At 74.3% G+C, this 18,886-nt stretch carries 13 protein-coding genes; 4 read left to right on the forward strand and 9 right to left on the reverse strand.

Annotation, left to right across the window (positions count from 1 at the left end):
* Positions 1 to 109 precede the first annotated feature (109 nt).
* From ABT092_RS12560 to pyrG, 3 genes are all read right to left on the reverse strand, one after another.
* Positions 110 to 2,362: a tetratricopeptide repeat protein gene (locus ABT092_RS12560; RefSeq protein WP_351242809.1), complete on the reverse strand. Its 2,253-nt coding sequence runs from the start codon at positions 2,360 to 2,362 to the stop codon at positions 110 to 112.
* Between the two features lie 195 nt (positions 2,363 to 2,557).
* Positions 2,558 to 3,184 carry an NUDIX domain-containing protein gene (locus ABT092_RS12565; protein WP_351242811.1) on the reverse strand — a complete coding sequence of 209 codons (627 nt, stop codon included), beginning with the start codon at positions 3,182 to 3,184 and terminating at the stop codon, positions 2,558 to 2,560.
* A 133-nt stretch (positions 3,185 to 3,317) separates the two neighbouring features.
* Entirely contained in the window at positions 3,318 to 4,976 is a 1,659-nt protein-coding gene (gene pyrG, locus ABT092_RS12570) for a CTP synthase (protein ID WP_351242813.1), read from the reverse strand.
* A 629-nt stretch (positions 4,977 to 5,605) separates the two neighbouring features.
* Between pyrG and ABT092_RS12575 the strand changes: the two genes are divergently transcribed.
* Complete coding sequence (locus tag ABT092_RS12575) at positions 5,606 to 7,405, forward strand: glycoside hydrolase family 15 protein (RefSeq protein ID WP_351242815.1); 1,800 nt, start codon at positions 5,606 to 5,608, stop codon at positions 7,403 to 7,405.
* Between the two features lie 106 nt (positions 7,406 to 7,511).
* The gene (locus ABT092_RS12580; RefSeq protein ID WP_351242817.1) at positions 7,512 to 9,164 is read left to right on the forward strand and encodes a PucR family transcriptional regulator; all 1,653 of its coding nucleotides are present in this window, start codon (positions 7,512 to 7,514) and stop codon (positions 9,162 to 9,164) included.
* Between the two features lie 24 nt (positions 9,165 to 9,188).
* On the opposite strand, the gene ABT092_RS12585 is transcribed toward ABT092_RS12580, so the two are convergent.
* The 4 genes from ABT092_RS12585 to ABT092_RS12600 form a co-directional block, all read right to left on the reverse strand.
* Positions 9,189 to 10,316 carry a glycosyltransferase family 4 protein gene (locus tag ABT092_RS12585; RefSeq protein WP_351242819.1) on the reverse strand — a complete coding sequence of 376 codons (1,128 nt, stop codon included), beginning with the start codon at positions 10,314 to 10,316 and terminating at the stop codon, positions 9,189 to 9,191.
* 163 nt (positions 10,317 to 10,479) lie between these two features.
* On the reverse strand, positions 10,480 to 12,201 hold the full coding sequence (gene recN, locus ABT092_RS12590) for a DNA repair protein RecN (RefSeq protein WP_351242821.1): 1,722 nt from the start codon (positions 12,199 to 12,201) through the stop codon (positions 10,480 to 10,482).
* 350 nt (positions 12,202 to 12,551) lie between these two features.
* On the reverse strand, positions 12,552 to 13,457 hold the full coding sequence (locus tag ABT092_RS12595; protein ID WP_351242823.1) for an NAD kinase: 906 nt from the start codon (positions 13,455 to 13,457) through the stop codon (positions 12,552 to 12,554).
* The gene (locus ABT092_RS12600) at positions 13,454 to 14,269 is read right to left on the reverse strand and encodes a TlyA family RNA methyltransferase (RefSeq protein ID WP_351242825.1); all 816 of its coding nucleotides are present in this window, start codon (positions 14,267 to 14,269) and stop codon (positions 13,454 to 13,456) included. Before ABT092_RS12600 ends, ABT092_RS12595 begins: the two co-directional genes overlap by 4 nt.
* 418 nt (positions 14,270 to 14,687) lie before the next feature.
* Between ABT092_RS12600 and ABT092_RS12610 the strand changes: the two genes are divergently transcribed.
* The gene (locus ABT092_RS12610) at positions 14,688 to 15,032 is read left to right on the forward strand and encodes an SCP2 sterol-binding domain-containing protein (RefSeq protein ID WP_351242827.1); all 345 of its coding nucleotides are present in this window, start codon (positions 14,688 to 14,690) and stop codon (positions 15,030 to 15,032) included.
* A gap of 69 nt (positions 15,033 to 15,101) precedes the next feature.
* Here ABT092_RS12610 and ABT092_RS12615 read toward each other — a convergent pair whose 3' ends face one another.
* On the reverse strand, positions 15,102 to 16,157 hold the full coding sequence (locus tag ABT092_RS12615; protein WP_351242829.1) for an HAD-IIA family hydrolase: 1,056 nt from the start codon (positions 16,155 to 16,157) through the stop codon (positions 15,102 to 15,104).
* Between the two features lie 70 nt (positions 16,158 to 16,227).
* Between ABT092_RS12615 and ABT092_RS12620 the strand changes: the two genes are divergently transcribed.
* Positions 16,228 to 17,526, forward strand: a complete 1,299-nt coding sequence (locus ABT092_RS12620; RefSeq protein WP_351242831.1) for a DUF1015 family protein — start codon at positions 16,228 to 16,230, stop codon at positions 17,524 to 17,526.
* A gap of 83 nt (positions 17,527 to 17,609) precedes the next feature.
* Here the strand turns inward: ABT092_RS12620 and ABT092_RS12625 are convergent, their stop codons facing one another.
* Positions 17,610 to 18,488, reverse strand: coding sequence for a tetratricopeptide repeat protein (locus ABT092_RS12625; protein WP_351242851.1), 879 nt, complete (start codon positions 18,486 to 18,488; stop codon positions 17,610 to 17,612).
* Positions 18,489 to 18,886: the final 398 nt, after the last annotated feature.

Below are 18,886 nucleotides of genomic sequence, written 5' to 3' on the forward strand. Positions count from 1 at the left end.
AACAAAACCCGATGCACACGAACATGGGGGACATGCCGGAAGGCGCCACGCAGCACGTGGCGAATCCCAGTCTAATGAAGGACTTCTCGCTGTCTAGCCTTACAAAGCATCAATCTTTGCGAGCTCCACTGCGGATTTCGTAGGTTGCTAGGGGCTCTGCGGCTTCGGTGACGGTCTCGGCACCCCCGTCCGTGCCGCCCCCGCCGGGCCTCTGCTCCTCCACCGGTCCGCCGCCCTCGCCCTCGGATTCCGCAGCGGGCGAGGACTCGTCCTCCGGACCGCGGGCGGCCCGGGGGCGGCCGGATTCCGGTGCCGGGGCCTCACCCGGCACGGGGTGGTCCTCGTCGGGCGGGAACTCCTGCTGGAGCATGCGCTCCGCCGCGCTGCGGTGCAGGCGGGCCGCGGAGGACTCGCCGAGCCGGTCCAGGGTGTCGGCGAGCCGCAGCTGCAGCGCCGCCTGGAGCCGGACGTCCTCCGCCCTGCGGGCCCACTCGACGGCCTGCCGGCAGGTCTGGAGGGACTCCTCGGGACGCCCGGCGTACTCCTGGACCCGGGCCAGCTCGCTCAGGGCACGGGCCGCCGCGGGGGTGTCCCCGGAACGACGGTGGCCGGAAATCGCCGACCGCCAGTTGCGCATGGCATCGCCGTAGCGACCGGCGTAGGTCTGCACTCCGGCGATCCGGCCGTGCAGGCGCGCCGCGTCGTCCCGCTCGTCGCGGGCCAGCCGGTGGGCGAGCGCCCGTCCGTACCAGTCGGCCGCCCGGTACCAGTCGCCGAGCTCCTGGTGGGCGCCGCCGATGGATTCCGTCGCCCGGCCCGTGGCGTACGGGTCACGGGCACGACGCGCGGCGTCCAGCGCGCTCCGGTAACGGGTGAGGGCCTCCCCGGTGCGACCGGTGCGGGTGTCCAGGTCGGCGAGGTTCAACAGTGCCGCGGCCTCCTCCCGCGGAAGGTCGCGGCGGCGGGCCACGTCGAGCACCAACTGGTGGATGGCGTACAGGTCGGCGGCGGCGGAGACGGCCCCCTCGTGGGCGACCAGGGCCCGGGTCAGCGCGGCCATCAACCGTCGGGCGAGGGTGTCCAGCTCGCCGTCGGCCACCGCGGCGCGGGCGGCGGCGAGCAGGGCGGGGCGCCGGATGCGCAGCCATTCGGCGGCGGCCCGGGGGTGGGGGAAGCGCAGCGAGCGGGGCAGTCCCGCCAGCCGCTCCTGGGCCACGGCGTCATCGGTCTGGGTGATCGCCCGGCAGGACTGGAGCAGGCGCACGGTCCGCTCCAGCATCCGGGCCCGGGCGAGCTGGACCTCGCCCGGTCGGTCCTTGGCCTCGCGGAGCACCCGCAGCAGCGGGACCAGGCAGTCGGGCACCTGGTACTGGGGCAGCGGGGAGGGCACCCGGCGGAGCATGCCGAGGGCGGTGAAGTCGTCGAGGAGGGTCCGGGCGGCGGAGACCGAGCAGCCCGCGAGCGCGGAGGCGGTGTGCGGGTCGGCGAGGCCCCCGGGGGTGAGGCCGAGCAGTCGCAGTATCCGGGCGGAGGGGGCGGGCAGGGCCTCGTAGGCGTGGTGGAAGACCCGGGCCAGCACCGGGCCGTCGTCCGCACGGGCCCGCAACTGCTTGGCGAGGTCGGCGACGGACACCTTGGGCCGGGCCGCCAGCCAGCCGCCGGCGAGGACCAGGGCGGCGGGCTGGGCGCCGCACTCCTCGACCAGCCCCTCGGCGGCGCAGGGGTCGACGGTGACGCGGACGGTGCCGGTCCAGTGGGTGAGGAGTTCCACGGCGGTCTTGGTGTCGAGCCCGCCGAGGGTGCAGGGCCGCACGTCGACCAGCCCGGTCAGCGGGCGTTCGGTGACCGTGAGGACGAGGCTGTCGGGAGCGGGCGGAAGGAGTTCGTCCACCTGTTCCGCGTCGGTGGCACCGTCCAACAGCAGCAGGGCCCGTCGATCGGCGAGGGCGGCCCGCAGGTCGGCGCTGAGGTCCTCGGCGGGGGCCCCGGCCGGCGCGGGCACCTCCAGGGCGGCGAGGAGGGCGCGGGCGGCCCGGTCGGTGGGGACGGGGGTGCCGTCCGGGTCGGTGAGCCGGGCGCGCAGCACCCCGTCCGGGTAACGGTGGGCGATCCGCCGGACGAGTTCCTCGGCGAGTGCGGTGCGCCCGGAGCCGGGTCGGCCGGCGATGAGCAGCACCCGGGCGCTGGGCGGCTTCTTGCCGGCGATGGTGTCGAGTCCGGCGCGTTCGATGTCGGCCAGGAGTTCCTTCAACTCCCTGGTGCGCCCCAGGAACTGACCGTCCGTGGAGGCGGTCGCGGTCGCTCGGGAGCGCCCGTCCGCGGACAGCCTCGTGCCGCTGGTGTCCACCGCCTGGTCCGTCACGGGCCCACTCCCGTTCCACTGCGTGCAGATGCCCGCCGGGGCTCCGGACGGGGTGCTTTCAGAGCCTAGTTCACGCTCTGCGACGAACAGCGGGGAGCACGGCGGACGGAATGCGCAGGTCGCCCGATCGGATCATCTGCCGATCCGTACGACCGGGTGAACGGGTGGGGCGGCCCGGGCCGCCCCACCCGGACCTCAGGCGTCGAAGGGCCGGGCCGGCCAGGGGGCGTCGGCCGGGCGCAGCGCGTCCAGCCCGTCCCCGGCCCGGGCGGCGACCAGCGAGAGCACCCCGACGACGAGGCAGTTGTTGTGCAGTTCCCCGGCGAGGACGCCGCGCGCCAGCTCCGCGAGCGGCACCGAGGTGACCGTCATGTCGCCCTCCTCGTGCTCGACGGCGTACCGCTCGCCCTCGGCCTCGGACAGTTCGCGGGCCAGGAAGATCCGCACCGCCTCGTCGCAGCCGCCGGGGGTGGTGTACACGTCGGTGAGGACCCGCCAGTCCTCGGCCTTGAGGTGGGCCTCCTCGTACAGCTCGCGCCGGGCCGCGTGCAGGGGGTTCTCGCCGGGGACGTCGAGGAGCCCCGCGGGGATCTCCCAGAGCCGCTGCCGCACCGGGTGGCGGTACTGGTCGATGACGGTGACCCGGTCCTGGTCGTCGAGGGCGAGCACCGCGACGGAGCCGGGGTGGACCTGGTAGTCGCGGCGGGCCACGGCGCCGTCGGGCATGACCACCTCGTCGGTGCGCACCGAGGTCTTGTTGCCGACGAACGGGGTCTCGCTCGCCCGGGTCTCCCACTCCTCCGGGGTGTCCTTGATGGTCATCGCCGTGTTCCTCCCGCGCGTCGTCGAACGAACGGGGCGCGTGCCGGTGTGGCACGCGCCCCAGTCGTTCACCGTATCGCCTGTGACCGGCGGTGGCGGCCGGCCCCGTCCCCGCGGGCCGGGGCCGGGGCGGTCACTGCGCGGTCTTGCGGGCCACCGCGGCCTTCACCAGCCCGGCGAAGAGCGGGTGCGGGCGGGTCGGGCGGGAGCGGAGCTCGGGGTGCGCCTGGGTGGCGACCAGGTAGGGGTGCACGTCGCGCGGGTACTCGACGTACTCCACCAGTTTGCCGTCCGGGGAGGTCCCGGAGAACTGGATGCCGGCCTTCTTCTCCAGCTCCGCCCGGTAGGAGTTGTTCACCTCGTAGCGGTGGCGGTGGCGCTCCTCCACGTACTCCTTGCCGTCGTAGACCTCGCGGACGAGGGAGCCCTCGGCCAGCTTCGCCGGGTACATGCCGAGCCGCATGGTGCCGCCCATGTCGCCCTCGCCGGCGACGATGTCCAGCTGTTCGGCCATGGTGGAGATCACCGGGTTGCCGGTGACCGCGTCGAACTCGGTGGAGTTGGCGTCCGGGATGCCGGCGAGGTTGCGGGCCGCCTCGATGACCGTGCACTGGAGGCCCAGGCAGAGGCCGAGCAGCGGCACCTTGTTCTCGCGGGCGTACTGGATCGCGCCGACCTTGCCGCTCACCCCGCGGTCGCCGAAGCCACCGGGGATGCAGACGGCGTCGACGTCACCGAGTTGCCGGGCGGCCCCCTCGGGGGTGCGGCAGTCGTCGGAGGCGACCCACTTGATCTTCACCCGGGCCCTGTTGGCGAAGCCGCCCGCGCGCAGCGCCTCGGTGACCGAGAGGTACGCGTCCGGCAGGTCGATGTACTTGCCGACCAGGGCCACGGCGACCTCGTGGTCGGGGTTGTGGACCCGGTCGAGCAGGTCCTCCCAGAGCGTCCAGTCCACGTCCCGGAACGGCAGGTCGAGCTTGCGCACGACGTAGGCGTCCAGTCCCTCGGTGTGCAGCACCTTGGGGATGTCGTAGATCGACTTCGCGTCGATCGCGGCGACCACGGCGGCCTCGTCCACGTCGCACATCAGGGAGATCTTGCGCTTGATCGCGACGGGCACCTCGCGGTCGGCGCGCAGCACGATCGCGTCGGGCTGGATGCCGATGTTGCGCAGCGCGGCCACGGAGTGCTGGGTCGGCTTGGTCTTCAGCTCGCCGGACGGGCCGATGTAGGGCAGCAGCGAGATGTGGACGACGAAGACGTTGTCCCGGCCGACCTCGTGGCGGACCTGCCGGACCGTCTCCAGGAACGGCAGCGACTCGATGTCGCCCACGGTGCCGCCGACCTCCGTGATGACGACGTCCACGTCGTCGGTGGCCATCCGGCGGATGCGGTGCTTGATCTCGTTGGTGATGTGCGGGATGACCTGGACGGTGTCCCCCAGGTACTCGCCGCGCCGCTCCTTGGCGATGACCTGGGAGTAGACCTGCCCGGTGGTCACGTTCGCCGAGCCGTCGAGGTCGACGTCGAGGAAGCGCTCGTAGTGCCCGATGTCCAGGTCGGTCTCGGCTCCGTCGTTGGTGACGAAGACCTCGCCGTGCTGGAACGGGTTCATGGTCCCGGGGTCGACGTTCAGGTAGGGGTCGAGCTTCTGCATGGTGACCCGCAGACCCCGCGCTTTGAGCAGCGCGCCCAGGCTGGAGGCCGTCAGGCCCTTGCCGAGGGAGGAGGCGACACCTCCGGTGACGAAGATGTGCTTGGTCGTCGGGGACGTCGCGGATCGATTCGGCATGGCCAAGAGGGGCTCCCGTGGTCGCTGTCTGAGATGCGGATCGGCGCCCGGCCCGGAAGAATCGGGTGGTGCCTGCGCTGCGGTTCGGGGGTCTCGTCGCTGTCGCTGCGGACTCCTGCGAGCCCACCGGTCCACGGGCTACCAGGGTAACAGTGCCCCGCCGCGACCGCTCCCGAGCACCGTGCGCGCCCGCGCCGCCACGCAGAGCCCCGGAAGGGCACCCGCTGGGCCGAGGGGGTTCCCGACCCCGGGCACTCCCCCGCCGACCGCTTCCCGGAAGGAAACCGTCCGTGCCGTTGCGAGGACACCGCGTCACCCCCCTCCGTCGAGGGGGAACCGCCGGGAGGAGGGGGCGCCGGACCCCCACACGACGCACACGACGGTGGTACGACACGCCTCCGGGGCTCACCCCGTTGGCGCAAATGTGTTCACCTGAGCGGGACCCGCAACCCTTGAGCGCGTCGTATCCTCGTCGGACATTGCTGCCGAGCCAGGCCGGCAAAACGGCACCACCCCAGCCCGTCCCCGGTACCACGAGCCCGTCGGCACGCCCTTGACTTGGATCATCTTGACCGCACAGCCGGCCCCCGCGGGGGTCCGCTGGCGGCCGTTCGACTGGAGAGTTGCACGTGGCCGGGCGCATCGAGGATTACGCACTCATCGGGGACATGCAGACCGCCGCCCTGGTCTGTCGGGACGGAACAGTGGACTGGCTCTGTCTGCCCCGCTTCGACTCACACGCCGTTTTCGCGGCCCTGCTCGGCACCGAGGACCACGGTTTCTGGCGCCTCGGTCCCGCTCACGACGACCGGACCCCGCCCCCGGCGACCCGCCGCGGCTACCGGGGCGACTCGCTCATCCTGGACTCCGAGTGGGACACCCCGCACGGCACGGTCCGGGTCACCGACTTCATGCCCCCGCGGGACGGCGCCCCGCAGGTCATCCGCATCGTGGAGGGCGTCTCGGGCGAGGTGCCCATGCGCTCCGCCCTGCGGATGCGCTTCTCCTACGGCAGGATCGTGCCCTGGGTGCACCGCGTCGAGGAGCGCACCGTCGCCGTCGCGGGCCCCGACTCGGTGTGGTTCGACACCGAGGCCGACACCTACGGCGAGGACCTCACCACCTACTCCGACTTCACCGTCGCCGCCGGCCAGCGCATCGCCTTCGCCCTGTCCTGGCAGCCCTCCCACCACCAGCCGCCGGCCCGCCCCGAACCCGAGGCGTCCCTGGAGGCCACCGCCGACTTCTGGCGCGAGTGGGTCGCCCACTGCACCTACCACGGGCCCTACCGCGAGGCCGTCGTACGGTCCCTGATCACCCTCAAGGCCCTCACCTACGCCCCCACCGGCGGCATCGTCGCCGCCCCCACCACCTCCCTGCCCGAGGAGATCGGCGGCGTCCGCAACTGGGACTACCGCTTCACCTGGCTGCGCGACGCCGCCATCACCCTCTCCTCGCTGCTGCGCACCGGCTACCGGGAGGAGGCCCGCGCCTGGCGCGAGTGGCTGCTGCGCGCGGTCGCCGGCGACCCGGAGAACCTCCAGATCATGTACGGCATCGCCGGCGAGCGGGAACTCGGCGAGAGCGAGCTGGACTGGTTGCCCGGCTACGAGGGCTCCACTCCGGTCCGGGTCGGCAACGGAGCCGCGCACCAACTCCAGCTCGACGTGTACGGCGAGGTCACCGAAGCCCTGCACCTGGCCCACATGACCGGGCTGGCCCGCAACGACTACGCCTCCCTGCTCCAGCTGCGCCTGATCGGCTATCTGGAGCAGCACTGGACGGAGCCCGACGAGGGCATCTGGGAGGTGCGCGGGCCCCGGCGCCACTTCGTGCACTCCAAGGTCATGGCCTGGGTCGCCGTCGACCGCACCATCAAGCTCATCGAGTCCGGCGACGTGGAGGGCCCCGTCGAGCGCTGGCGCACGCTGCGCGACGACATCCACCGCGACGTCTGCGAGAAGGGCTACGACAAGGAACGCAACACGTTCACCCAGTCGTACGGCTCGCGCGAGCTCGACGCCTCGCTGCTGCTCATCCCGCAGATGGGTTTCCTGCCGCCGGACGACAAGCGGGTCATCGGCACCATCGAGGCCATCCAGCGCGAGCTGTCCACCTCGGACGGCTTCATCCTGCGCTACCCCACGGCCGGCGCGGACGCGGGCGTGGACGGCCTGGAGGGCGACGAGGGCGCCTTCCTCGCCTGCTCCTTCTGGCTCGCGGACGACCTCGCGATGATCGGCCGGGTGGAGGAGGCCCAGAAGCTCTTCGAGAAGCTCCTCGCCCTCCGCAACGACCTCGGCCTGCTCGCCGAGGAGTGGGACCCCCGCTTGCAACGTCAGGTCGGCAACTTTCCGCAAGCTTTCAGCCATGTTCCGCTCATCGACACCGCGCTCCGCTTGACCGCGTCCGGCGCCTACGGGGGCTGAGCGCCCCCCGTCCCGGTGGGCCCCGCCCGCCGGGACGGCCGCCGCCCGGCCCTTGGGGAAACCGACCCGGATGCCCGCCCCGCCGGCGGACGGGTAACGTCCCAGCATGGACAGTCGGGACGGGGCGGACACCCCGGGCGGAATCACCGTACAGCGGGCCCTGGAACTGCCGGGCCTGCGCAGCGGCCTGCCCGAGGTGGTCGCCGGGGCCGACCGGCTGCACCGGACGGTCCGCTGGGTGCACGCCGGCGAGGTCCCCTACATCGCCTCCCTGCTGAAGGGCGGCGAACTCCTCCTCACCACCGGTGTCGCCCTCGGCACCCGCCCCGCCGAACAGCGCGCGTTCGTCCGCGACCTGTCGCTGCGGGGCATCGCCGCCCTCGTGGTCGAGCTGGGCCCCCGCTTCCCCCGACTGCCGACCCCGCTGGTCGAGGCGGCCCGCGCGGCCGGGCTCCCCCTGGTCCAGCTGCGCCGGGAGGTCCCCTTCGTCACCGTCACCGAAGAGGTCCACACCGAGATCGTCAACGGCCACTACGCGCTCCTGCAACGCGCCGACGAGGTCGCCCACCGCTGCACCCGGGCCCTGCTCGGCGGCGGGGGCATCCCGCAGGTCCTGGCAATCCTCGCCGAGTTCAGCGGCAACCCCGCCTTCCTGGAGACGCCGGACGGGCACCTGCTGTACGCGGCCGGCGCGGACACCGACCGCACCCAGCCCCGCGAGGTGTGGGACCGGCTGCGCGGTGGCCGCGCCGACCGGGAACGGGGCACCCCGGCCGGCGCCGTCGTGGTGGACGTCCCCGGCGGCGGACCCGGCTCCGGGCCGGGCGCCCCGCGCGCCCGGCTCGTGCTGCTCCCCGTCACCGCACCGTCCGCACCGGTGCACCGCATCGCCGCCGAACGGGCGGCCGACTCGCTGGCCGTGGTGCTGATGCAGGCCCGGCAGGAGGAGGAACTCGCCGCCCGCGGCCGGGGCGACTTCCTCACCGACCTCGCCGAAGGCCGGGTCACCCCCGAGGACGCTCCGGCCCAGGCCCGGGTGCTCGGCTTCCGCCCCGGCAACGCCCCGCTGCTCCCGGTCGTGATGCGGATGCCCGGCGACGGCGGGCTGACCACCGGCGGCGGCTGGGCGGTGCTGGCCCGGGCCGTCGCCGAGGAGTTGGCCGCCCTGGGCACCCCGGTACTGCTCGGGGTGCGCCCGGTGGAGGGGCGGATGCCCCTGCTCCTCGCCCTGCGCTCGACGGCGGACCGCACCGCGGTCGCCGACCGGGCCGCCGCCGCGCTGCGCACCGGCGTCGAACGCGCCGGGCTGCTCCGCCCGGGTGCCGGCACGCCGATCGTGGTGGTGGGCGACAGCGGCGGTTGGGCGGTCGCCTCGGCCGGCCTGCGGCACGCCGCGCAGACCGCGACCGCCGCCCGGGACCCGGACGGCCGCCCCTGGTACGACGCCCGGCGCCTCGACATCGACCTGCTGCTGTGGCGGCTGCGGGACCACCCGGACCTCTCGGCCTTCGTGGACCGGGCCGTCGGCCCGCTGCGCGAGCACGACGCCCGGGCGAAGCCCCCGCTGCTGCCCACCCTGGAGACCTACCTGGCGCACGCGGGGCGCAAGGCGGAGACCGCCCGGGCGCTCCACCTCAACCGGCAGACCCTCTACAACCGGCTGGCCCGGATCGGCGAACTGCTGGGCGTCGACCTGGACGACCCCCAGACCGTCCTGACGCTCAGCCTGGCGCTCCGCGCCCGCCGGCACCTCGACTGAGCACGCCGAGGTCGGTGCCCGCCCTCAACGCCACAGCGTGGGCCTGGTCAGTTCGTCGTACACGCTCAGCACCTGGGCGACCGTCTCGTCCTCCGTGGGCCAGGTCGCGGCCTGGGCGAATCCCCGTTCCCGCAACCACCGCCGTCGGCCGGGGTCGCCCAGCACCCGCACCACCGCCTCCCCCAGGGCCCCCGCGTCCCCGTAGGGCACCAGTTCGGCGGCGTCCCCCACCAATTCGGGGGTGCCGCCCACCGCGGTGGCCACCAACGGCACCCCCGCCCTGAGCGCACCCTGGGCAAGCGCGGACCGCCCCTCCCAAGGACTCGCCACCACCACGACGTCCGCCCCCACGAGCAGGTCGAGCGCCTCGTCCCGCCGCCCCGACAGCCGCACCGGCAGCGCCCCGGAGTCGATCCTCCGTTGCAGCGCCCCCCGGAGCGGCCCCTCCCCCACGATCACCAACAGCGGCACCGGGTCCAGCCCCGCCCAGCGCGGTACGGCGTCCAGCAGCACCTCGTACCCGCGGTGCGCCTCCAGCGGCCCCGCGGCGACCACCAGCGGCCGTCCCGCCGAACCGAGTTCGGCCCGCGCCTTCTGACGTGCCACCTCGGCATCGGGTCCCCGGCCGGCACCGGCCGGGCCCGGGAGCACCGCCGCCGCGAGGCGCGCGTCCCGCGCCCCCCGGCGTCTGGCCCGGTCCACTAAGTCCCCGCACGAACCGAGCACCACGCTCGCCGAGCGGGCCACCCTGCGCTCCGCCAGGCGCACGGCGTGCGTCCACGCGCCCCGCGGTCGGGCGCGCTCGTGCCAGGTGACGACGAGCGGCAGCCGCCGTCCGGCGAGGGCCAACCCGGCCCGGAACCCGGCGTCCACCCCGTGCGCGTGCACCAGGTCGGCGTCCGCGCACAGTGCCCGCAGGGCCGCGATCGACGTGGGATCGGCGCCCCGCGGCAGCGGCGCGTGACCGGCGCCCACCCCGTCGAAGGCGAAGGCCCGCCCCACCTCGGCGGGCGCCGCGACCGTGACCCGCACCCCCCGGGCGACCAGGCCGGCGGCGAGCGAGCGGACGTGCACGCCGCTGGTGCTCCCCCCGCCGCCGAGCACCTGCACGGTGCGCAAGGGCCGTTGGCCGTGCGGCGCGTGGCTGATCACCGGGGTGGGGCTCCTGTTCCGGGGGACGTCCGCGGACACGGCGGACGACACGGGGCGGACACGACGCGAAGGAACGTACCGCACACCGTCCGGGAACACCCGTCCGACCCGAACGACGCCGCTGCCGGGCCGCCCCGATCGGCCCCGTCCGGTCGTCGGGTCGTCAGGCGTCCTTGCGGGCGGCGGCCAGCAGTTCCTCCGCATGGGCACGGGCGGTCTGGGAGTCCTCCTGCCCGGCCAGCATCCGGGACAGCTCCCGAATGCGGTCCTCCCCCTCCAGCACCTTCACGCCCGAGCGGGTGACCGACCCGTCGCTCGTCTTCTCCACCAGCAGTTGACGATCGGCGAAGGCCGCCACCTGGGGAAGGTGGGTGACCACGACGACCTGCGCGGACTTCGCGAGGCGCGCCAGGCGCCGGCCGATCTCGACCGCGGCCTTGCCGCCGACGCCCGCGTCGACCTCGTCGAACAGGTACGTCGGCACCGGGTCGGTACCGGCGAACACGACCTCCACCGCCAGCATCACCCGGGACAGCTCGCCGCCGGAGGCCCCCTTGGCGATGGGACGCGCCGGGGCACCGGGGTGCGGCGCCAACAACAGCTCCACCTCGTCGCAGCCCGCCGGCCCGTAGGCCACCGTCCGGCCCTCCGCCTCGACGCCCTCGGGGTCGTCGGTCTGTCGGATGTCGACGTGCACCCGCGCGTGGGGCATCGCCAGCGAAGCCAGCTCGGCGGTCACCGCTGCGGCGAAGCGGGCCGCCGCCTCCTGCCGGGCCCCGGTCAGCGTCCGGGCGAGCGCGCCGAGCTCGCCGCGCAGTCCGTCGCGTTCCGCGGTGAGCTCGTCGATCCGGTCGTCGTCCCCGTCGAGTTCGAGGAGGCGGGCGGCCCCCTGTTCGGCCCAGGCGAGCACCGAGGCGAGGTCCTGGTCCGCGCCGCCGTACTTGCGGACGAGCTGCCCCAGGACCGCCCGCCGTTCCTCGACGGTTGCGAGCCGCCGCGGATCGGCGTCCAGATCACCCGCGTAACCGGCGAGCTCGCCGGCCACGTCGCCCACCAGGATGCCGATCTCCCCGATCCGGTCGGCCAGGGCGGCGAGGGCCGGGTCGTGCGCCCGCACCACCTCCAGGGCCCGGTGCGCCCCGGCCACCAGGGTGGCCGCGTCGATGCCCTCGGGGTCCTCGGGGTTCCCCGCCAGCGCGGCGTGGGCGAGCGTCGCGGCCGAGGCCAGCGCCTCGGCGTGCCCGAGCCGCTCCGCCTCCGCGGCGAGCTCGGCGTCCTCTCCGGCGCGGGGTTCCACGGCCGCCACCTCGTCCAGCCCGAACCGCAGCAGGTCGGCCTCCTGCGCCCGTTCCCGGGCGCGCGTGGTGAGCACGTCGAGCTGCCCGGTGACGGCGCGCATCCTGCGGTACGCGCTGGTGTAGCGGGCCAACGGGACGGCGACCGCGTCCCCCGCGTACCGGTCGAGGGCCTGGCGCTGGCGGGAGAGCTTGAGCAACCCCTGTTGGTCGGTCTGACCGTGCACGGCGACGAGGTCGTCGGCGAGTTCGGCGAGCACTCCGACGGGCACGGACCGCCCGCCCAGATGCGCGCGGGAGCGGCCTTCGGCCGAGACCGTACGGCTGACCAGGAGGACCCCGTCCTCCAGTTCCGCACCTGCCTCCTCCGCCCGGGCGGCCGCGGCGGGGGGCACGCTGATCCGCCCCTCCACGACGGCCGACTTGGCACCGATCCGCACCAGGGCCGGGTCCGCCCGTCCGCCGAGCAACAGGCCGAGGCTCGTGACCACCATCGTCTTGCCGGCACCGGTCTCGCCCGTCACCGCGGTGAAGCCGGGCGACAGCTCGACCACCGCGTCGTCGATGACCCCGAGTGACCGTATCCGCATCTCCTCCAACACGGACACGACCTTACGAGGTCCGGGGCCCGATGTGCGACGGCCCCCGGCCCCGTTCGCCGAACTCGCTGGTGACGGGACCGGTGGCGCGAGCGGGTGTCACCCCTGCGGGTGGCCGCGCGGACCCCGGCCCGTCCGTGTTCCCCGCCCGGCGAGCCGGGCGGGGACCTGTGGTCTTCCGCAGTCCGTCCGTGCGGGGAACCTCATGGCGTCCGCCCGGGACGGGACGCACTCTGGAAGGCATGAGCAGTCGACCGGCCGTCCGAGCGGCCCGCCCCTCGTCGTTCCCCTCCCCCGCCGCCCCGCCGCCGCGCCCGGGCCCGGTCGGCGGAGCGGGAGGATCACTGCGGTGCGCCCCGCCAACCGGACACGGGCAGGGCGAACTTCGCCACGAGCCGATCGGTGAACGAGGCGTGGTGCAACCTGGCCAGGCGCACGGGCACCGCGCCCCGCCGCACCTCCACCCGGGCCCCGGGGGGCAGTTCGATGGTGCGCCGCCCGTCGCACCACAGCACGCCCTGCGGGGTGTGCGGCTGCACCTCCACGGCCAGCACCGAGTTCGGGGAGGTGACCAACGGCTTGGCGAAGAGGGCGTGCGCGCTGATCGGCACCATCAGCAACGCCTCGACCTCGGGCCACACCACGGGTCCTCCCGCGGAGAACGCGTAGGCGGTGGAGCCGGTCGGGGTCGCGCAGACGATGCCGTCGCAGCCGAAGCCGGTCACGGGCCGCCCGTCGACCTCCAGGACCACTTCCAGCATCCGCTCCGGGGAGACCTTCTGGACGGCCGCCTCGTTCAGGGCCCAGTCCGTGTGCACCACGTCGCCGTTGCGGTGGACCACGACGTCGATGGTCATCCGTTCCTCGACCTCGTACGCCCGGGTCACCACCCGGTCGACGACCTTGTCGAGGTCGTCCCGTTCGGCTTCGGCGAGGAAGCCCACCCGGCCGAGGTTCACCCCGAGCATCGGCACCCCGGAGGCCCGCGCGAACTCCGCCCCCCGCAGCAGGGTTCCGTCACCGCCGAGCACGATCAACAGTTCGCAGCCGTCGAGGGAGGCCGGCGTCGCCTCCTGGACGAGTTCCACGGACGGGGGCAACGGCAGGTCGGACGCCTCCGCTTCGAGCACCCGGACGCGGAGCCCGGCGCGGAGCAGTCCCTGAACCACGAGTTCGGCACTGCGGATGGCCGCGGGCCGTCCCGTGTGCGCCAGGAGGAATACGGTACGAACTCGGCTCTGTGTCAACGCGGTCCTTCCGCCACTGCACGGTCAACGTCAGCGGGGTCGAGTTCGGGTGCCCCGGCCCGCAGCCACAGAAAGTACTCGACGTTCCCCGAGGGGCCGGGCAGCGGACTGGCCGTGACTCCCCTGACGCCGAGGCCGAGTTCGGCCGCCCGGCCGGCGACCCGCCGTACGGACTCGGCGCGCAGTTCGGGGCTGCGGACCACTCCCCCGCTGCCCAACCGCTCCTTGCCCACCTCGAACTGCGGCTTGACCATCAGCACCAGGTCGGCGTCCGGGGCGGCGCACCGCACGAGCGCCGGGAGGACGAGCCCCAACGGAATGAAGGAGAGGTCCCCCACCACCAGGTCGACCGGAACGCCGTCGATCGTCTCCAGCGTCATGTCGCGGACGTTGGTGCGGTCCTTGACCGTGACGCGCGCATCGCTCTGGAGGGACCACGCCAGTTGCCCGTACCCGACGTCCACGGCCACGACGTGACCGGCCCCGGCGCGCAGCAGGACGTCGGTGAAACCGCCGGTGGACGCGCCCGCGTCGAGCGCGCGTCGCCCGTGGACCACGAGCCCCCGCGGGACGAACGCCCCGAGGGCCCCGGCGAGCTTGTGCCCTCCCCGCGAGACGTAGCCGGGATCGTCCTCGTCCTGGGTGACGACGACGGCCGCACTGGTCTCGACCTGGGTCGCGGGCTTGGTCGCGGGGGTGCCGCCCACGGTGACCCGCCCCGCGGCGATCAGTTGGCTGGCGTGTTCGCGCGAGCGGGCGAGCTTGCGGCGGACCAGTTCGGCGTCGAGTCGGCGGCGTGCCACTCCTGCCACGTTCGGTTCAGCTCCTGTGGTCGTACGAAGGTGCCGGTCCTCGCGGTGGCGCGGGGGCCGGTGGGCCCGTGGGTTGGTCGAGCGCGGTCAGTGTCTCGCGCAGGCCCCGATGGACATCTTCGTACACCGCGAGGTGGCCCTCGGTGGCGAGGCGGTCGGCGTCGGCCAGCCTGGTCAGGTGCGCGTCCACCGGTGGATGCCCGGTGGGGAAGCGGTCGACGCCCAGCGGAGTCGGACCCTCGGCGGGTCCTTCCGTTCCGGGGAGGCGGTCGGATCCTCCGGCTTCCGGTGTCCCGCCCGAACCGGGCGGGGGGGCGGGCACGGCCGTGGTCCGGGACGGCCCGGGTACCGCCCCGGTCGGAAAGTCGCTGTTCATGTCCCGACGCTACCCCGAAGGACTGGGGTACCGTCGCTCACGATGGCGACGATCGAGGAGTGCCGTGCCGCACTCGAACAGCTCTCGGACAACATGGCGACCGCCGAAGGCCGTGCGCGCGCGGCGGCGATGGACCGTTCGCTCACCTGTCGGGTCAAGGACCTCGACGTGACGTTCACCGGGCGCCTCCACGACGGCCGGATCGAGGTGCAGAACGTGGTGAACGGCCTCCCGCCCGAGCGGGCGCAGATCCGGCTCACCATGACCAGCGACGACCTCGTCGCGCTCGTGGACGGCCGGTTGAACTTCGCCCGGGCCTGGGGTTCGGGCCGGATCGGTCTGGAAGCCGGCATGCGGGACCTCCTGCGGCTGCGTTCCCTGCTCTGACTCCGGCCGCCGGACCGGGCCTCCCGGTCCGGGATGCCCGGGATGCCCGGGAGGACCGACCGGTACGGCCTACAGGCCCACCCGGGCGAGCGCCGCGGAACCGTCCAGGGTGCACGCCCCCTCGCCCGCCGCCTCCCAGGCAGCCGCGCACAGCGCCCGCAGGCCGTCGATCCCGTCCGGGGCGTCCCCGCTCCCCGCCCGGACCTCCAGCCGGTCCGGACCGGCCCACGCCGTCCAGGCTCCGCACCGGAACCCCTTCGGACCTCCGCCGGCCCCGGTGGCCTCGACCTCCGGCTGCCCGGTCAGCAGCCCGCGCAGGTCCGCGTCGACATAGGTCGGGCGGTGCTGCGGCGGCGCCGCCAACAGGCGCGCCCCATCGGTCACCCCGGTCAGGACGAGCAGGGAGTCCACCCCTCCGTTGACCGCGCCCTCGATGTCGGTGTCCAACCGGTCCCCCACCACCAGGGGCCGCCGCGCACCGGTCCGCAGGATGCTCTCCCGGTGCATCGGCGGCAACGGTTTGCCGGCCACCCGCGGCTCGGCACCGGTGGCGATCCGGACGACCTCCACGGCCGCCCCGTTGCCCGGGGCGATCCCCCGCCCGCTCGGGATCGTCAGATCCGTGTTCGACGCGTACCAGGGCACCCCCCGGGCGATCGCGTACGCCGCCTCGGCGAACCGCCCCCACGGCAGCTCGGGGCCCCCGTAGCCCTGCGCCACGGCCACCGGGTCGTCGTCCGCCGACTCCACGGGGGTCAGCCCGCGTTCCCGCAGTGCGGCCCGCAGCCCCTCCCCGCCGATCACCAGGATGCGGGCGCCGGCCGGCACGTCCTCGGCGATGAGCCGGGCAACGGCCTGCGCCGAGGTGATCACTTCACCCGCGGTGGTCGGTATGCCCAGTTCGGTGAGGTGGGCGGCCACTGCGTCCGGCGTGCGCAGGGCGTTGTTGGTCACATAGGCGAGTCGCATTCCCGCGGACCGCGCCGCATCGAGCGAGTCGACGGCGTGCGCGATGGCGTTGCCGCCGGCGTACACCACTCCGTCCAGGTCCAGCAGGGCGGTGTCGTACGCCTCGCTCAACGGACGGTCGCTGGCGGCGGGCCCGTGCTGCACGGTCTGGCTCATCGGCTATCGCTCCTCGTGGGTCGTACTCCCCCGATCATCCCCCACGCCGGGGGCGACCTACGATGCCGTCATGAACGATGCGGGTGCCGGGCGACCTCAGCCGGACGAGCAGACGGCCGGGGGGCTCGACCTGGCGCCGTTCCGGGGAGTGCGCTACGCCCCGGAACGGATCGGCGACCTGGCCGCGGTGACCTCGCCCCCGTACGACGTGGTGGTCCGCCCCGACGGCTTGCACCAGTTGGAGTCCGCGGACCCCCACAACATCGTCCGGCTGATCCTTCCCCAGGCCGTGTCGCCGAGCGCCCGGACCGAGCGGGCAGCGGACACCCTCGGCCGCTGGCTGGCGGACGGCGTCCTCGTCGCCGACCCGGCCCCGGGGCTGTACGTGTACGAGCAACAGCAGGGCGGGCACTTGCAACGCGGGGTGATCGGCGCCCTGCGGCTGTCGGAGTCCGCCGAGGGGATCGTGCTGCCCCACGAGGACGTGATGGCCCCGGTGGTGGCGGACCGGGCCGCCCTGATGCGTGCGACCAGGGCCAACCTCGATCCGCTCCTGCTGACGTACCGGGGGGACGCCGGGGGAGGCGGCACGGCCGCCGTCGTCGATCGTGCCGCCGGGCGGGAGCCCTTGTTGACGACGACCACCGAGGACGGGGTGTGCCACCGGCTGTGGGCGGTGACCGCGGCGGAGGAGATCGCGGAGGTCCGTGCGGACCTCGCCCGCCGTCAGGCGCTCATCGCCGACGGCCACCACCGGTGGGCCACCTACCTCCGGCTGCGGGCGGCGCATCGGTCGCCGAGTCCGTGGGACCGCGGCCTCGTGCTCCTGGTCGACACCGTTCGCTATCCCCTGCGGGTCCGTGCCATCCACCGGCTGCTGCACCGGTTCCCGACCGCTCGGGCCCTCGCCGCGCTGGAGGGACGCTTCCGCGTCCGGACGGTGCCCGGGCCCCTCGACGGTGCCGTGGCCGCACTCGGTGCGGCAGCCTCGGAGGGGAACGCCTTCCTCCTGGCGGGGGACGGTGCGTTCCACCTGATCGACCGGCCCGACCCCGAGTTGCTCACCGGGACGGTCCCGCAGGACCGCCCCGCGGCCTGGCGCACCCTGGACGCCACCGTGCTGCACTCCACCCTGATCGACCGGGTGTGGGGGGTGCCCGATCACCCCGAGCGCATCTCCTACATCCATGACGCCCCGGCCACGGTCGCGAAGGCGGAGCGGGACGGCAGCACGGCCGTGTTGCTGCATCCCGTGCGCGAGGAGGTCGTACGCGACCTGGCACGCCAGGGGGTCATGATGCCGCGGAAGTCCACGTCGTTCGGCCCCAAGCCGGCGACGGGGCTGGTCCTGCGGAGCCTCGGCCGCTGAGGAACGACCGCTGACCGCAGTGTGGGGCGAACTCCTGGGGTTCGCCCCACACGTTCAGCCGTCCTTCGCTCCCGCGCCGGCCGTCACCGGTCGGACGGGTGCTGCCCTTCGTCGCGGTTCTCGGTGTCCGCATCGGCAGGATCGTCGTCCCCGGCCGCTTCCCGCGTTCCCGCTTCGGGAGCCCGGCCCTCGGGGGCCACCTCCGACCCGGCCACGGTCGGCTCGGAGGGGCTGCCCTCCGCCGCACCGGAGTCCGTTGCGGACTCCTTCGCCCCGTCGCCTGCGCCGTCCGCGTCGGTTCCGGCGCCCTCGGTGTGCTCGGCCTCGTCGTCCAGGGCGTCCACGAACTCGACACCGTCCAGTTCCGCGAGCCGGTCCGAGGCGTCGGTCGTGCCGTCCTTGTCGGACTCGACGGCCTTGGCGAACCACTCCCGGGCCTCGTCCTCCCGGCCGGCGGCCAGCAGGGCGTCGGCGTAGGCGTAGCGGAGCCGCGCGGTCCACGTCTGAACGGAGTTCGACGCGAGCTCGGGGCTCTGGAGGGTCACGATCGCCGCATCGAGCTGCCCGAGGTCGCGCCGCGCGCCGGCCGCGACGAGGCGCATCTCGACCTGGCCGCCCTTGTCGAGCTTCTGCACCTCGGGGGCTCCGGCCATGTCCAGCGCCTTCTCCGGCCGTCCGAGACCCCGCTCGCAGTCGGCCATCAGGGGCCACAGCTCCACCCGGCCGGTCATCCGCCGTGCGGCCCTGAACTCGGCGAGGGCCTCGGTGTACTTCTGGTTGGCGTACGCGGCGAATCCCGCCGCCTCGCGCACGGCCGCGACCCGGGAGGCCAGCCGCAAGGCGATGCGGGAGTAGGCGTAGGCCGTCTCGGGGTCCTCGTCGATCAGCCGAGCGACCATGACGAGGTTGCGCGCGACGTCGTCGGCGAGCGTCTTCGGCAGACTCTGGAGCTCCTGCCGCACGTCCCTGTCGATCTCCTCGCCGGTCACGTCCTCGGGGATGGGCAGCCGCTTGATCGGCTCACGGTCGCGGTCCCGGTCGTCACCGAACCGGCCACCGCCCCTGCGGTCGTCGTCGCGGCGATCGTCACGGCCCCGGTAGCCCCCGCCGGAGCGGCCACGGCTGTCGTCACGGCCCGGACCCCGTCCGCGGTCCCGGTCGCGGTCGTCGCGGCGGAAGCCGCCGCGGTCACCGCCGGAGCGCTGTTCGTCCCGACGGAATCCGCCGCGGTCTCCGTCACGTCCCCGGTCGTCACGCCGATAGCCGCCGCGGGCCCCGTCCCGCCCGCGGTCGTCACGGTCCCGGAAGCCGCCGCGTGCGCCGCCCGCGGGTCCGCGGTCGTCGCGTCGGTAGCCGCCGC

The sequence above is a fragment of the Streptomyces sp. NPDC002490 genome (assembly GCF_040296045.1).
In the GTDB taxonomy this organism is placed as follows: Bacteria; Actinomycetota; Actinomycetes; order Streptomycetales; family Streptomycetaceae; genus Streptomyces.

Excerpts from the sequence above, each read along its gene's own strand:
- ABT092_RS12580 (WP_351242817.1), top strand. The coding sequence starts at position 7,512 with ATGGACAGTCGGGACGGGGCGGACACCCCGGGCGGAATCACCGTACAG.
- ABT092_RS12565 (WP_351242811.1), bottom strand. The coding sequence starts at position 3,184 with ATGACCATCAAGGACACCCCGGAGGAGTGGGAGACCCGGGCGAGCGAG.
- recN (WP_351242821.1), bottom strand. The coding sequence starts at position 12,201 with ATGCGGATACGGTCACTCGGGGTCATCGACGACGCGGTGGTCGAGCTG.
- ABT092_RS12610 (WP_351242827.1), top strand. The coding sequence starts at position 14,688 with ATGGCGACGATCGAGGAGTGCCGTGCCGCACTCGAACAGCTCTCGGAC.
- ABT092_RS12615 (WP_351242829.1), bottom strand. The coding sequence starts at position 16,157 with ATGAGCCAGACCGTGCAGCACGGGCCCGCCGCCAGCGACCGTCCGTTG.
- ABT092_RS12620 (WP_351242831.1), top strand. The coding sequence starts at position 16,228 with ATGAACGATGCGGGTGCCGGGCGACCTCAGCCGGACGAGCAGACGGCC.
- pyrG (WP_351242813.1), bottom strand. The coding sequence starts at position 4,976 with ATGCCGAATCGATCCGCGACGTCCCCGACGACCAAGCACATCTTCGTC.